We start from the raw sequence: 14,659 nt of genomic DNA, 5'->3' as shown, positions 1-14,659 counted from the left end.
CGGGCCGATCGGTTCGTTCCGACCCGCACGTTCGCGCGGGTCGAGAGGTTCCTCGGGCCGAGCGCGGACGCTTTCCGGTCACGCGCGCGGGGGCCGTTTGGAGTCGCGGAAATCTAGCCTTTTTGTGCCTCTTGGGCAAGCGAAGTGGGGCCCTTTTCGTGAGGAAATCACGCCCGATTGGTGCCCGTTTCTCATGCTCGCTCCCGAGGCGCTCCGTAGCGGCCGGAGGTCAGCCCGCGCCCTCGTCGAGCTCGCCCCGAAACACCCGGAAGTCACGACGTCCCTCGGCCGGTATGTCTTCGGCGCGGATGAGCTCGGGGCGCGTGGTCGTCAGGAAAATCTGACCACGATGGAGCGCGAGGAATGAAAAGAGCGCGCCGGTGCGCTCCGGATCGAGCTCGCTCGAAACATCGTCGAGCAAGAGCAAGGGCTCGATGCCCCGCTCTTTGGCGATCGTCGCCGTCTCGGCCGCCTTCAGCGCGAGCGTGAGCGCGCGATGTTGCCCCTGCGACGCGACGATCCGCGCCGGATGCCCGCCCAGCCGTAGCTCGAGCTCGTCGCGATGCGGGCCGAACCCCGCCGACGCCCGAAACGCATCCCGCTTTCGGCCCCGCTCGAGCTCGGCGCGCGCGGTCTCCACGTCGGCCGAGCCTCCCGGCGCGTATCGCGCTTCGAGCCGCAGGTCCGGCGCGGCGATTTGCGCGAACGCCCCCGCGAGCTCGACCACGAGCGCCTCGGCCGCCGCCGCGCGCGCCCGCGTGAGGGCCGCGCCATGCTCGGCGCAGAGCGCCTCGAACGCGTCGAGTTCACGGGTATCACTCGAAGGCATGTCCGCGCCGCGCCGCAAAAGCTCGTGCCTCGCTTTGAGCGCATGCGCATACCGCGCGCGCGCGTCCGCGCTCTCGGGCCGCGTGAAGAGCGCGAGCCGGTCGAGCAACGTGCGCCGGCCCTGCGCGGGTCCGCTCGACAGCGTCAGCTCCTCGGGATGAAACACGACGACGGGCGAGCGCGTCGCGTACTCGACGAGCGAGCGCGGACGATTGCCATCGATGTGCACGGCGACGCGCTTGCCCTGCACCGCGGCCGTCTGCTCGCGCGCGAGCGCCGGCAGCGCGCCGCCGCGCTCGACGAAGCGCGCCTTCACGCTCGCCGCCTGCTCGCCGTGCCGCACGAGCTCGCCCACGCGCGAGGCCCGAAAGCTCTTCGAGGTCGCCGCGAAGTAAATCGCCTCGAGCACGCTCGTCTTGCCGTGCCCGTTGTTGCCCCACACGACGTTGAGCCGCGGCGCGGGCTCCATGTCCACCCGCGAGAGGACGCGCAGGCCGCGCACGCTGAGCCGTTCGAGCTCCAGGCGATTCATCGAGATTCACCCCTCTCCCAGCGAGAGAGGGGTCGGGGGTGAGGGAGGTTCGGCCACGGCGCGGGTGCGCACCCGCGCCCCATGTCGCGGCCGCGTTTCAAATCCGCATCGGCATGATGACCGAAACGTAACTCTCGGCCGCCGACTCCGTCGCGGGACGGATGACCGCCGGGTCGAGCTCGCCCGACACGCCGAGGACGACCTCGTCGTCGTTGATGCCCGCGAGCACGTCGAGGAAGTACTTCGCGTTGAAGCCGATCGTCACCTCGCCGCCCTCGTAGTCGATCGGCACCTCGTCGAAGCCGTTGCCGCTCTCGGGGCTCTCGCTCGTGATGCGCAGCGCGCGCTGCGTGACCGTGAGCTTCACGCCGCCCGTGCGGTCGCTCGCGGCGAGCGAGACGGCGCGCAGGGCCTCGGCGAGCGGGGCGCGCGGCGCGCGGATGCTCCGGTCGCTCACGTTCGGGATGACCTGCTGGTAGGGCGGGAACTGCGCGTCGACGAGCTTCACCGAGAAGGTCATGCCACCGACGCCGAAGAACGCGTTCGGGCCGCTCTGCGTGATGTGCACCGTGGGCGTCTCCTTGTCGACGCCGCTCGTGAGCCGACGCAGCTCGTGGATGGCCTTCAGCGGGATGAGCATCGTCGCTGTCGCGCTCGTGCCCTCCAGCGTGACCTCCATCTTGGACAGCCGGTGACCGTCCGTCGTGACCATGCGGACGCGGTGGCCGGCCCACTCGAAGAGCGCGCTGTTCACGTGCGCGCGCGTCTCGTCGGTCGAGATGCTGAAGTGCGTGCGCTCGATGAGCCGCGAGAGCAGCTCGACCGGCAGCTCGAGCGAGGGCGCGTCGGGCGCGGCCTTGGGCAGGGCGGGGAACTCGCTGCCGGGCATGCCGTGCAGCGTGTAGCGGCGGGGCGAGCCGACGGCCTTGATGACGGTCTGCGCGCCCTCGCGCGCGGTCACCTGGATGGGCCCGTCGGGCATGGCCTTCACGCGGTCGAGCAGGTCCTTCGCCGGAACGGCCACGGAGCCTGCGCTCACGATTTCGGCCGCCGTCTGACCACTCACCGCGAGGTAGAGGTCGGTCGCGGCGACGCGCAGCGCGTTGCCGTCGGCGGCGAGCAGCACGTTGGCGAGCACCGGCATGGCGCTCTTCTTGTCGGCGACGCCCTGGCAGCGGTCGACGAGGCGCAGCAGATCTTTCTTCGCGATGACGAGGTCCATGGCCCTTCAACTCCGCCGCGGCTCAAGGCAGCGGGTCGGTCCCTCTTAGCAGGGTTATCGGCGGGGCGAAGGTCGAAAAGAGGACCGAGGCAAACGTGACCAGGCTCACGCGTTCCCCTCCGATCTAGGGAAGATCTTTAGATCTAGATCAGGTCGTCATCGTAGGGCCTGTGGACGATGGGGAAAACTCTGGATCGGTCCATCATTTCGATGACTTACGGTGCCACCCCCCTGTGGAAGGTTCGGGGAAACTTCGGGGTCGGGTCGGGGAGATCTTTAGGGGTGGGCGGCCGAGCCCGGTTCTGTCCCCAAGCCTGACCCTGGGATCACCGGAAGTTATCCCCAGCTTGCCCCCGCTCGGGTGTATGCGCCGTGGCCTCGCCCGACAGACGGCGCGCGGATCGAACACGGTCGTGCGTGCCGCGTTCGGCGTGAGCTTCCGTCGTGGGAACGAAAACGCGATCGCCGAGCGATTTTGCAGTGGCCCCCCGCGTCGGAATGGCCGAACGTAGGGCTCTCGCGATGAGCGAACTCCGTTGCCGCCACTGCGGCATCCGGCACGACGAACGACTCGTGATCTGCCCGGCGACGGGGCTCGCCATCGGGCCAGGTTCGAGCCTGCCGCCGCGCCAGGCGATGCACACGCCGCGTTCGTTCATCCCACCCGCGCCGAGCATCCCGCGGCCGATGGGCATCCCGTCGCCGCGCGTGCCCGTCGCCACGCCCGCCGCGCCCGCTCGCCCGGCGCCCCCCGGCGCCGTCCCGAGCCGCAAGGACGGTCCCCCCTCGCAAGGCGCGCGCAGGAGCGAGCGGCGCGACTTCGTGGGCCACGTCATCGGCGACAAGTACCGCGTCAAGGCGCTGCTCGGCGAGGGCGGCATGGGCGCGGTCTACGAGGCCGAGCACCTGGCCATCGGCCGCATCGTCGCGGTGAAGGTGCTGCACCCGAAGCACGCGCAGCAGTCCGACTCGGTCGCGCGGCTGCGGCACGAGGCGCGCATCGCCGGCTCGATCGGGCACCCGAACATCTGCGAGATTCACGACCTCGGCCGCCTCGAAGACGGCACGCCCTACCTCGTGATGGAGCGGCTCATCGGCGAGACGCTCGACCAGCGCATCAAGCGCGACGGCGCGCTGCCCGAGCGTGACGTCGCGGACGTGATGCACCAGGTCCTCTCCGCGCTCATGGCCGCGCACGCGAAAGCCATCATCCATCGCGACCTCAAGCCGGAGAACGTGTTCCTCGTCCGCAAGGCCGGCACACCGCCCATCGCCAAGCTCCTCGACTTCGGCATCTCCAAGACGATCGACGAGGACACATCCACCGAGCTCACGATGCCCGGCATCGTCATGGGCACGCCGTACTACATGGCGCCCGAGCAGGCGCGCGGCGACCGCGGGCTCGACCACCGCGTCGACCTGTGGGCCGCGGGCGTGATCCTCTACGAGTCGCTCACGGGCCGGCGCCCGTTCGTCGCACGAAACTACAACGCGCTGCTCGTGCAGATTCTGACCTCGAAGCACCGCGCGGTCGCCGAGGTGCGTCCCGGCGTGACGCGCGGGCTCGAGCGTGTCGTCGACAAGGCGCTCGCGAAGATGCGCGAGGACCGCTACCAGAACGCCGCCGAGTTCCAGGACAGCATGCGCCGCGCCCTCGAGCCCGAAGCGCCGCCGCCCTCGCGCCGCGCGCCGCTGCCGCCGGCGAGGATGTCGTTCTCCGAGGACGAGGACGACGAGACGATGGTGCTCTCGTTCTCGCGCAAGGACCTCGGCCTGCCCATGGCGCCGCCGCGCTCGTCGCGCCAGGGCACCGGAAACGCAGGCCCGCCGTCGAGCCGCGCAGCCCCGCCCACGACCGTCACCGCACCGCACGTCCCGGCGCCGCTGCCGCCTCCCTTGCCGCCGCCGCCGGCGCCGCTGCCGCCGCCGGCGCACCCTTCCGCGCAGCAAGCCTCCCAAGCGTCCAGCGCCTCGGGGGGCCCGCCGTCGACCATGCCGGCGGGGCAGCTCGCCAGCATGGGCGTGGGCAGCGGTCGTCAGGCGTGGCTGCCGCCTCCGCCCGCGCCGCTGCCGCCGCCCTCCGCGCCGCCGCCGCTGCCTGCGCCGGTGCCCATCCCGGTCCATGCCGCGGCTCCCTTGCCGCCGCCTCCGCCGCGCCCGGTCCCGCCGGCGCGTCCCGTGACCGACGCCGACGACGAGGAGCGCACGCTCGTCGACCCGCCCACGTTCAACGACGACCGCGACCGGCCCTCGGTCTCCGACGACCGGCCGACGCTCGTGCGCCCGTTCCCGGCGCCGCCCGTACCCGGGAAGGGGTCGTGAGCGGCGAAGGTCGCGTCGGATGAGCCGAACCCCACGCCTCTCGCGGATCGTCGGCAAGGGCCTCATCAAGTCCTATGGCCCCACCGTGGCTTTGCGGGGCGTCAGCCTCACGATCGATCTCGGCAAGCTGCTCGTCATCGAGGGCGCGAACGGATCGGGCAAGTCCACGCTGCTCGGCATCCTCGGCACCGTGATCAAGCCGACGGCGGGCACGGTCGTGTACGAACCGCTCGGGGACGACCTGCTCGCGGTGCGCGCCGAAATCGGCTGGGTGTCGCACGAGACGATGGCGTATCCGGACCTGTCGGGGCGGAAGAACGTCGAGCTCGCGGCGCGGCTCGTGGGGCTCGACGCGGACGAGGCGTGGAAGCGGGCGGCGACGCGGTTCGAGCTTGGGCCCTTTGCCGAGCGGCCGGTGCGAACGTACTCGCGTGGGCAGCGGCAACGTATCGCGCTCGCGCGGGCGCTCACGCACGAGCCTTCGCTGGTCCTGCTCGACGAACCGACGACGGGCCTCGACAAGGCGGGCGTCTCGCGCCTGCTCGCGGTGGTGGACGAGGAGGTCGCGCGGGGCGCGGCCGTGGTCGTCGTCTCGCACGAGCCAGAGCTCTTCCGCGAGCGGGCCGGCGCGCGCCTCGTGCTCGATCGGGGTCGCGTGGTCGAAGCAGTGACCGGTTGAGGCACTGTCGCAAAAAAGACGCAATGGGTCGTCGCCGCGAATGCGCGGTGACCATGAACGCGAATTCATATTCGCGCGAAACCCACGAACGTCCACGGTGTGTCGAATTTCCGTCGGCCGGTATTTGCTTTTCTTTTTTGATTTGATTCGATAAGGATCGATCGCAGCGTGTTCGATCCAGAAACTGTATTGAACCGGGGGAGCACGGGGGCGCGCCTCGTTGCGGTGCTGGCCGCGCTCTGCTTTCTCGGAATCGCGACGGGCGCCGGGGCGCAGACGAAGACGTCTGCCTCGGACGCAGCGCCCATCGAGGTCACGGGGACGGTGCTCGCGCTCGAAGAGGAAGGCGAGGAGCTGATCCTGGACCTCGGTGGCAGCCAAGGAGCGACGGAGGGGGCGACGGTCGAAATCTGGCGCCCGCTGAAGCTCAAACACCCCGTGACCGGCAAGGTGATTTCCGATCGATTCCGGATCGGAACGCTGGCGCTTGGGCAGGTGCGGCCCTCGATGTCGATCGCCAAGGCGACCGGCACGCTCACACGGACCCCCGAAAAGGGCGATCTCGTGATCCTGCGCAAAGCCGCCTCGGCCCCCGGCAAACCCGCGCCCGCGGCCCCCACGAAGCCCGACGCCGGAGGCCCGACCGAAGCGCCGGACAAGCCCGGCGGCCAAGGCGACGCGCCAAGCGCCGACCCCGAGGCCGTCGTGATCGCCACGATGTTCGACAAGCTCAAGGGCGCCGACCTCGTGACACGCATCAAAGCCTACGAGGATTACGTCCGGGAGAAACCGAACGGCCGGTATGCGCGCGTGCTCTACGAAGAAGCCGCGTCGCTGCGCCGGCTGCTCGAAGCCGAGGGCAAACCCAGCGCAAAAGCACCCGCGAAAGGCCAGAGGACGCGGACCGAGCCCTCCCTCGTGAGCTTCAAACCCCCGACGGCGGCCGTCGAAGGCACCCCGCTCGAACTCGCGGTGGAGCTCGACGACCTGGCCACGGGCGCGATCCTGCACGTACGGACGCGAGGGAAACAGACGTACACGCCACTCGTCATGGCGAGCGCTGGCCTCGGATACTGGGCCGCGACCGTGCCCGGCGACCGGCTCGTGTCCTCGGAGATCGAGTACTTCATCGAGGCGACGATGGCGAACGGCGACGCGAAGGCCGTCGTCGGCATGCCCGGTTCGCCCGAGCGGATCCAGATCCAGGACGCGCCTAAGATCGCGAAACCGGAAAAGCGTATCGCATCAGCGATGTTGCTCACGGACTTCGCCGATTACAACGGGCTCAAGGGCAACGATCGGGTCTGGCAAACCGAAGGCACGTTTGGCCTTCGGTACGGCGACACGGGCGTGCGCGCGCTGCGCTCGGGGTTCGGCGTCTACCGCGGCGTCGGCGGGTCGCTGAACGACCTCGACACGTTGAACCTCTCGGGCCGGCCCGTGGGGCTGACCTACGGGTACCTCGAAACGGAGGTCGGCTTCCACCGGCTGTTCGGCGTGATCGGCAGGGTGGCGATCGGGCTGCTCGACGACGGCATCTCGGGCGGCGGGCAGATCCTCTTCCGCATCGGCAACGACCGCGAGACGAACCTGGTCCTCGGCGGCGAGCTGCTCGGCGGCGTGGGTCTGCGTGGCTTCACCCAGCTCGAGCTGAACACCTTCAAGCGGGTGCCCATCCTGGTCCGGACCGAGGTGACGAACCAGCCAGCCGGATCGAGCCGCTTCAGGCCCCCGAGCGAGAACGGGCAGCCGACGGAGTCGACCCAGGAAGGCGAGGTCGGCGCACGTGGGATCGTGCAGGTGGGCTACCGGCTCACGCCTGGGCTGGTCGTCGCGGCGCGGGTGTCGTTCCAGGGCCGAACCATCAACCATGCAGGGCCGGGCTTCGGCGGAGCCGTGGGGTACGAATGGTGACGCGAACCTTCGCGAAGACCCTGGCCGTGCTGAGCGCGGCCACGTTGTCCCTGTCGCTCACGCCGCGCGACGCTGCGGCCCAACAAGCCGCGGACATTCCGGCCGGCGAGGCGCCGAAACCCACGACACCGCGCATCCATCACGCGCCGATCGCCAGCGCGGAGCCGGGCACGAAGCTCGTGCTGGAGGCGTCGTTCGAGCACGCGGAGCTCATCCGGAACGTGCTCGTCGTCTACCAGACGTCGCTCGGCGAGATGAAGGCCGTGCCGTTCCAACGAGGCGGCGAACGAGGCTACATCGCCGTCATCCCAGGCGAGGCGATGAAGGCGCCGGGCATCGGCTACACGATCGAGGTCGAGCAGACGAACGGGACGCGGGTCTCGGCGTTCGCCTCCCGGAAGCAGCTCCACCCGGTCAGCGTGATCGAGGACCGGACCGACGCAAAGGAGCGCGCGGCGTTGAGCCGGCTCGGCGGGCGTCGATCGGTCGTCGCGGTGTCGGGCGAATACGTGGGCTTCGGCAACACGACGGGCACGACACCGATCCCATGCGCGGCGGGCCAACCGACCTGCCAAGCAGGCGAAGAGGTGTTGCCGTCGGTCGACGAGCAGTACTACCGGGTGGAGGCGAGCTACACGTACCGGCCGCTGCGCACGGTGTCGGAGTTCGGGTTCCGGCTGGGCCTCGTGCGCGGTTGGTCGCTCGTGTCGCTCTCGGAGTTCAACGAGGAGCGGTACAAGGTCGGCCTGAACTTCGGCTCGGCCCGGATCCGCTTCCGGCTGCTCGACCTCTGGCACCTGGAGACGGAGCTCCTGACGAGCGTCACGGAGATCGGCTTCTCGGTCGGCTTCGGGGCGTCGACGTTGATCGGCGACCCGTACGGCTCGAAGCTCATCCTCGGGTTCGAGTCGATCGGCCTCGGTGACAGCGCTCCGTTTGGGAACCGGTTCTACAGCCGGCTCGACCTGGTCGCCGGCGACCGCGTGCTGGTCTCGCCGATCGTCGAGGTGACGGACATGCCCAACGCGGAATCCTACGGCGTGCGTCTGCTCGGCGAGGTGGGCATCGCGCTCGGGCGTGGGTTCTCGGTGCAGCTTCGCGGCGGCTACCAGGCGCGAAGGTCGACCTCGGGGGGACCCGGGTTCGGCGGCAGCGTGCTCTACGCCTTTTGAGTCTCGCCTTGGAGGGCGAGCGTCGAGAGCACCAGCTTCGCCGCCGCCCTCGTCTCCTCGGCCGTCGGTTCGGCCCGGGGGAACACGACCAGCCCTGGAACGATCTTCAACTCCACGAGCTCCTCCGCATTCGTCCCGGTGGACGCATCCGCCACGGCCGGCGGCTGGAGCACGAGGAGCGGCGCCGGCGGGTCCGGGGCCATCGTGCGCATCGCGTGCAGTGTGACCGCGACATCATGGAGCACGCCCAGCCGATCCGAAGCCACGAGCAGGAGGTGGTCGGGTCGCAGCGCGCGCGCGAGGTCCAGGTTGAAGAGCCCCGACCCGAGCGGCGACAGCAACGCCCCCGCCGTCTCGATGACCAGCACCTCCGCGCACGCATGCGCGTCGACCCACTCGGTCACGCGCCCCAGGTCGATGCCCATCCCCAACCGGCGCGCGGCGAGATGCGGCGAGACCGGATCCGGCAGCGCGTAGGGCGGGGGATGTTTCACGTGAAACGTGCTGAACGCGGCAAGCGCGGAGGCGTCGGTCGTGATCGCGGGCGAGGGCGTGGCAGGGACGCCGGACTCGATGGGCTTGAGGCCCGCGACCGAGACGCGGGCCGAGGCGAGGGCTGAGACGAGGGCGACACCCGCATGGGTCTTGCCGACCCCGGTGCCGGTTCCGATGACGACGATGCGGCTCATGGCTTCCAGCTCTCCGCGAAGGCAGCGACGACCCGAGAGAGGTCCGCGTCGGTGAGGCGCGCGTGGGCGGTGACGCGAAGGCGCGAGGTGCCCGGCGGCACAGTCGGCGGGCGAATGGCCTGCACGAGAATTCCGCGCTCGCGGAGGCGGAGGGAGATCCGAATGGCCTCCTCGGGAGGACCCACGAAACAAGGGAGGATGGGTCCATGCGAGGGGAGGAGCGCATCCCCGACGACGGAGGTGAGGTCGGCACGCAAGCGGCTGGTAACCCGGTCGAGTCGAGCCCGCGCTTCGTCATCGGCCGCGACGCGGAGGACCCGATGCCGGATGGCCGCGGCGAGCGCAGGGCTGATGCCCGTCGAGAACACGAAGCTGCGAGCACGATTCCAGAGCCAGGTGCGAAGGACCATCGGCCCGGCCACGAACGCACCCTGAAGCCCGAGCGCCTTCCCGAGCGCCCCCACGAGGACATCCGGTCGAACCCCAGCCCGCGCCGCGAGCCCGCGCCCTTCAGGTCCGAGGCTCCCGACCGCGTGGGCCTCATCCACGATGAGCGCCGCATCCCACCGGTCACACGCAGCCCGGAGCCGCACGAGGTCGGGCGAATCGCCATCCATGCTGAAGTACGATTCGGTCACGAGCCACCGTCGTGGCGCCCCCTGCGCCTGCTCGAGCGCAGCCTCGGCGGCAGCCACGTCCCGATGAGGAACGACGACGACCTTGGCCCCGGAGAGGCGGCAGCCATCAATGATGGAGGCGTGGTTCAACGCATCCGAGACGATGACGTCCCCGGGCCGAGCGAGGGCCGAGAGGGTACCCACGTTCGCCGCATACCCGGACGAGAAGAGGAGCGCGGCTTCAAAGCCGAGCCAGGTGGCGATCGTCTGCTCGGCGAGCGCATGCTCGGCATGGTGCCCGCTGACGAGGCGTGACGCCCCAGCACCGGAAGGCGCCTCCACGGGCGCAGGCCAGGGATCGGTGCCGTACCCGAGATAGTCGTTCGAGCAGAGGACGAGGCATCCCGCGGGCGGAGGCGCGCTCGGCTTGCGGAGCAGTCCAGCCTGTTCGAGCGCCGTGATCTCCGCCGCGAGATGGCGAAGGGCGCCGAGGTCCGTCATCGGTCGTCCTCGTCGGGGGTATCGGCGCCGGGTTCGAGGGCGCCGAGGGCAGCATCCACACGTTCGAGCATGCGACCGAACGCAATGCGGGTGCGGGCCATCTGGTCGGTATGCCGAGCGCGCTCCTCTTCGAGGTCGTGAGCAAGAGCGAGGGCGGCAAGGAGGAGGGCCTGGGGGTTGACCATGCGACCCGGACCAGCGACCTGGGTGAGCTTCTCCTCCACCATGAGGGTGAGGCGGTGAAGCTCGTCGTCGGACGCGGAGGTGACGACCCGGTATGTCTGACCGCTGATGCGGAGCTGGACCTGACGGCCACCCATGGCGGGGGGACGGTACCATGAGGGGGGCCAGGATGCGAGGCGGGGAGGGAGCTCGGCGGGGGTGGCCACCCGGAGGGGCACTCGGGGATGTTCTGGTTGGATTTGGACGGGTGGGGTTTTTTGCGGGAGGGCGCCCGCACGTCTCGCTCGGGTAGGGGCGTCCGGAGGCGGGGTGGCCCCTGGCACCAGACCGCCTCGCGAGGCTTGTAGGTGAAGGTACCTCGCTCGGTTCTCTTTCGTGCCCCTCCGGGTGGCCACCCCCGCCGAACTCCCTCGTGCGTCGATCCTTGTGGAGAGGGGGAGGGGATGTTTCACGTGAAACGTGGGGGCTTGCTTGACGGGGTGGGGGAGGGTGGGCGATGGGAAGAAGATGGAAAGCAGGCGGGCGTGCTTGCGAGGGTTTGGGTTGGGTAGGGCGCTGGTGGGTGGGGCCGTGCTGGCGGGGTGCCTGGCGGTCGGGGCGGAGGCGCGTGCCGAGCCACAAGGGACGGTCGGGCTGACGATCGGTGCAGCCGGGCGAGGGCTCGATCGAAAGATTTGGGACCAGACAGTCTTCCACCTGGGGCTGCGGGGGGACGTGTTGTTCGGTCGGAGCAAGGTGACCGACTTCGGCGTAGGACCCTATGCCGAGGTGATGACGCACGCCTTCGACGAGGTGCAGTTTGGCGCTGGGGTGTCGACGTTGTTCCCCGTGCTGCAAGCGCTGCCCCTCGTGGCCTCGGTGGGCGGGTACGGGCGGTACGCGCCGATGCAGGGGCTCGAACCGGGGGTGGCGGGGGCGCTGTTCTGGGGGAGCCGCAGCTACAACTTCCACGCCTCGTACGTCATGGCCTTCGGGCTGCTCGCGCAGTTCCGGTATGGGCTCGGCCCCTCGCGGGAAACCTCGATCGTCATCGGCGCGCAGCTCGACCTGGTGGCGTTGAGCTTGCCGTTCCAGCTCCTCTTCAACGCGGTGCGCGGAGGGTCGCGGGATACGAGACCCGTGCGGTGACGGGTCCGGGGGGATGTTTCACGTGAAACGTTGGGGGCGGTCGACCCTCACCCGCAGGAGGGCGCGGGCGGAAGCTCAAAAGCTCGGATCATCACAGATCGGCTCAATCTTCGAGCAGAGCCGGCAGTCCACCGGGTTGTCGAGCCCGGGTCGACAAAGGCCGGCCGGCGCGTCGGCCGTGAGGGAGCAATCCCGCTCGACCGTGAGCGGATCGTCAGCCTCTGGCGCGTAGTACACGAGGCAGCCGCGGCACACGTCGACGGGGAACTGCCACTCGCCGGTAGCGATCTCCTCTCCACCCAGAGTCCGCCCTCGGATGATCACGCTGGCCGTCACTTCGACGGGGGAGGCACGCCCCCCCATCGCGCCACCAACGGCCAAGGCGGAGGTGCCCGAGTCGACCATCACGACGTGCACGATTCCATACCCCGGCTCGACGCCCGTTGACGGGTCGGCGAACCCGGTCGCCGGAGCGGTGAAGGCGCCAAGCTCGTTGCCCGACGAGTCGAACGTGTGGACATCGACGCTCTCAAAGACCACCCGAGAGGTCTCGGTGCGAAGCGTGGCCGCATTGCCCCGCCGGACCAACTGGTTGCCCACGAGGAGCGGCACGCTGTACTCGGTCGCGAACGCCACATCGAGGGTGCCACGGAAGGTCATCGGAGACGAAGGCTCGTTTGAGACCTCGCAGCTCTCGAGGGGAACCGCAAGCGCGCCACGGACGAAGAGGCTGCTGCGGTTCTCCGCGCACCCCCCACCGAGCAAACCGCCGAACGCCAGAAGCGCGGCTACACTGCCGACATGCCTTCGCTGGATCTTCATGGTGGAGGAGCCTCCCTCGACGCCTGAGGTCAACCGTCAGTGTATCGGGAAAGGCGCCACGCCGGCAAAGATCCGCAGGGTTCAGACGGAAGCGCTCTGCATGCCCGCATGAAGGAGGCGCCCCAGCGCGTCGAGCGAAAGGAGCTCGATGCGAGGTCGCCCGAGGCCTTCGAGGAGGACGACACGAATGCCCGCCACAGTGCGCTTCTTGTCGAGCGCGGCCAGGCGGATGGCCTCGTCGAGGGGCTCGCGCGAGAGGTCGGTGGGCAAGCCGAGGTCGACGAGGAGACGCTCGATACGCGCCGCTGCCTCGGGGTCGGTGACGCCGAGGGCGCGGCCAACCCGCAAGATGGCGACCATGCCGAGCGCGACGGCTTCGCCGTGTGTAAGTCGGGTGTACGCGCCAGCCGCCTCCAGGCCATGCCCGATCGTGTGGCCGAAGTTGAGCAGCACCCGATCGCCGGCCTCTCGCTCGTCACGGGTGACGATCTCCGTCTTCACCCGGACCGCGCCGAGGACCATCTCCCGAACGAGGTCGAGGTCACGCGCGAGGACACGCGTGCGCTCTCGGCCGACGAGGTCGAAGAGGGAGAGGTCGGCGATGGCCGCCGCCTTGACGACCTCGGCCAAGCCGGAGACGTAGGCCCGGGGGGACTCGCTCTGCACGCGCGCCGGGTCGATGAGCACGGCCGAGGGCTGGTGGAACGTGCCAACGGCATTCTTGGCGACCCCGAGGTCGACGCCGGTCTTTCCCCCAACGGCAGCATCGACCATCGAGAGCAAGGTCGTGGGCATCGCGACCCACCGGACGCCCCGAAGCAAAAGGGATGCGGCAAACCCGGCGACATCGGAGACGACCCCGCCGCCGAGGGCAACGACGAGGCACTCCCGGTCCGCGCCCGACTCGACGAGGGCCGCGAGGATGCGCTCGACCGCCGGGAGCTGCTTGTGCGGTTCGCCGGGCGGAAGGACGACCGTGGCCGGGACGCGAAGGCCCGCGGTACGGAGGGACGCGAGGACCGGTTCGAGCGCGAGCGGCGCGACGTTCTCATCCGTGACGACGAAGACGGCGGAAGGCGCAAGGTTCCGCGCGACCTCGGCGAGGGTGCGCGGGGCGTCCTGGGTCAGGCGGACCGGGTAGGACCGAGCGCCGAGCGGGACGACGAGGGTGGGGTCGAGCCAAGCGCGGAGGACGGCATCGGCGACGTCATCGGGGGAGCGATCGTCGGTGCGAATGTGGGCATGGGCCTCGGCGTAGACGGCCGCGCGGGAGGCGAGGAGGCCGCGGAGGCGCTGGAGGCGGTCGGGGGCTTCGTCGAGGAGGGGTCGACCAGGAGCCGCCGTGCGCGCGGCGAGGGTGTCGGGTCGCGCCGTGAGGGTGACGACGTGCGCGTGGGCAAGGGCAAACGCGCGGAGGTCCGGGTCGAGGAGGGTGCCGCCGCCGAGCGAGATGATGCGAGGTTCCGAGGAGGCGAGGAGTCGACGAAGGGTGTCGGCTTCGAGGGCGCGGAAGGCCGGTTCGCCGCCAGGCTCCGCAAAGAGGGCCGGTACGGAGCGGCCGGTGGTCTGCGTGATGACGGCGTCGAGGTCGAGGAAGGGGACAGCCGCTTGGGCCGCGACGAGGGGCCCAATGGTGGACTTGCCAGATCCCATGAGTCCAGAGAGGAGGAGGGGACGCTGGGGGCGAGGCTGGGGAACGGGAAGCGGAGGCATGGGGATTACGATTCGATGGGGGAGAGGTTTTGTCGAGGTGGGAGTGTGCGCGGGGGGCGCGGAGGGGGCGCCGGGCGGCGTGAGGTCGGGGGGGCTGGGGGCCCCCCCCGAACTCGCGAGCCACGCCGGACGGAGTGGAAGGGGGTCGAGGTTTTGGCAAGACCCGGGAGGGGATGGATGTCGCCCACCGGCTAGGTCACGTGGGTGACGGATGGGGCGTGGGGTTTCCGGGAGGTAGGGCGTGGCTCGCTCAGACAACGGGTCCCCCCCCCCCCCCCCCCCCCCCCCCCCCCCCCCCCCCCCCCCCCCCCCCGGGCCCGGGGGGGGCCAACCCCCC

Annotated in this window: 12 protein-coding genes; 5 read left to right on the top strand and 7 right to left on the bottom strand. The window is 70.1% G+C overall.

What is annotated here, in order from left to right; genetic code table 11:
* Positions 1 to 229: 229 nt before the first annotated feature.
* Both recF and dnaN read right to left on the bottom strand, forming a co-directional pair.
* Positions 230 to 1,360, bottom strand: a complete 1,131-nt coding sequence (gene recF, locus QHF89_RS41760) for a DNA replication/repair protein RecF (RefSeq protein WP_136965043.1) — start codon at positions 1,358 to 1,360, stop codon at positions 230 to 232.
* 97 nt (positions 1,361 to 1,457) lie between these two features.
* The gene (gene dnaN, locus QHF89_RS41755; protein ID WP_136935288.1) at positions 1,458 to 2,582 is read right to left on the bottom strand and encodes a DNA polymerase III subunit beta; all 1,125 of its coding nucleotides are present in this window, start codon (positions 2,580 to 2,582) and stop codon (positions 1,458 to 1,460) included.
* Positions 2,583 to 3,104: 522 nt separating this feature from the next.
* Here dnaN and QHF89_RS41750 point away from each other — a divergent pair.
* The 4 genes from QHF89_RS41750 (at position 3,105) to QHF89_RS41735 (ending at position 8,669) form a co-directional block, all read left to right on the top strand.
* A complete protein-coding gene (locus QHF89_RS41750; RefSeq protein WP_284721627.1) occupies positions 3,105 to 4,904 on the top strand; it encodes a serine/threonine-protein kinase in 1,800 nt (599 codons plus the stop codon).
* Between the two features lie 19 nt (positions 4,905 to 4,923).
* The gene (locus QHF89_RS41745) at positions 4,924 to 5,583 is read left to right on the top strand and encodes an ATP-binding cassette domain-containing protein (protein WP_136965042.1); all 660 of its coding nucleotides are present in this window, start codon (positions 4,924 to 4,926) and stop codon (positions 5,581 to 5,583) included.
* 168 nt (positions 5,584 to 5,751) lie between these two features.
* Positions 5,752 to 7,497 carry a hypothetical protein gene (locus QHF89_RS41740; protein ID WP_136965041.1) on the top strand — a complete coding sequence of 582 codons (1,746 nt, stop codon included), beginning with the start codon at positions 5,752 to 5,754 and terminating at the stop codon, positions 7,495 to 7,497.
* The gene (locus QHF89_RS41735; RefSeq protein ID WP_136965040.1) at positions 7,491 to 8,669 is read left to right on the top strand and encodes a hypothetical protein; all 1,179 of its coding nucleotides are present in this window, start codon (positions 7,491 to 7,493) and stop codon (positions 8,667 to 8,669) included. Before QHF89_RS41740 ends, QHF89_RS41735 begins: the two co-directional genes overlap by 7 nt.
* Here the strand turns inward: QHF89_RS41735 and bioD are convergent.
* The 3 genes from bioD to zapA are packed head-to-tail and all read right to left on the bottom strand — an operon-like array spanning position 8,657 to position 10,796.
* A complete protein-coding gene (bioD, locus tag QHF89_RS41730) occupies positions 8,657 to 9,358 on the bottom strand; it encodes an ATP-dependent dethiobiotin synthetase BioD (protein WP_136965039.1) in 702 nt (233 codons plus the stop codon). The two genes, QHF89_RS41735 and bioD, sit on opposite strands and share 13 nt — an antisense overlap.
* Positions 9,355 to 10,476, bottom strand: a complete 1,122-nt coding sequence (locus tag QHF89_RS41725; RefSeq protein ID WP_136965038.1) for an aminotransferase class I/II-fold pyridoxal phosphate-dependent enzyme — start codon at positions 10,474 to 10,476, stop codon at positions 9,355 to 9,357. The genes bioD and QHF89_RS41725 overlap by 4 nt, the downstream gene beginning before the upstream one ends.
* Positions 10,473 to 10,796, bottom strand: a complete 324-nt coding sequence (gene zapA, locus QHF89_RS41720; RefSeq protein WP_136935297.1) for a cell division protein ZapA — start codon at positions 10,794 to 10,796, stop codon at positions 10,473 to 10,475. Before zapA ends, QHF89_RS41725 begins: the two co-directional genes overlap by 4 nt.
* A 580-nt stretch (positions 10,797 to 11,376) precedes the next feature.
* On the opposite strand from zapA, the gene QHF89_RS41715 reads away from it, so the two are divergent.
* Positions 11,377 to 11,787: a hypothetical protein gene (locus QHF89_RS41715; protein WP_284721626.1), complete on the top strand. Its 411-nt coding sequence runs from the start codon at positions 11,377 to 11,379 to the stop codon at positions 11,785 to 11,787.
* Positions 11,788 to 11,862: 75 nt separating this feature from the next.
* On the opposite strand, the gene QHF89_RS41710 is transcribed toward QHF89_RS41715, so the two are convergent.
* Entirely contained in the window at positions 11,863 to 12,447 is a 585-nt protein-coding gene (locus tag QHF89_RS41710; protein WP_136965036.1) for a hypothetical protein, read from the bottom strand.
* Between the two features lie 243 nt (positions 12,448 to 12,690).
* The gene (gene aroB, locus QHF89_RS41705) at positions 12,691 to 14,262 is read right to left on the bottom strand and encodes a 3-dehydroquinate synthase (RefSeq protein WP_284721625.1); all 1,572 of its coding nucleotides are present in this window, start codon (positions 14,260 to 14,262) and stop codon (positions 12,691 to 12,693) included.
* Positions 14,263 to 14,659: the final 397 nt, after the last annotated feature.

This window comes from Polyangium sorediatum, assembly GCF_029946465.1.
GTDB lineage: Bacteria > Myxococcota_A > Polyangia > Polyangiales > Polyangiaceae > Polyangium > Polyangium fumosum.
This window is presented reverse-complemented; position numbering and strand designations above follow the sequence as displayed.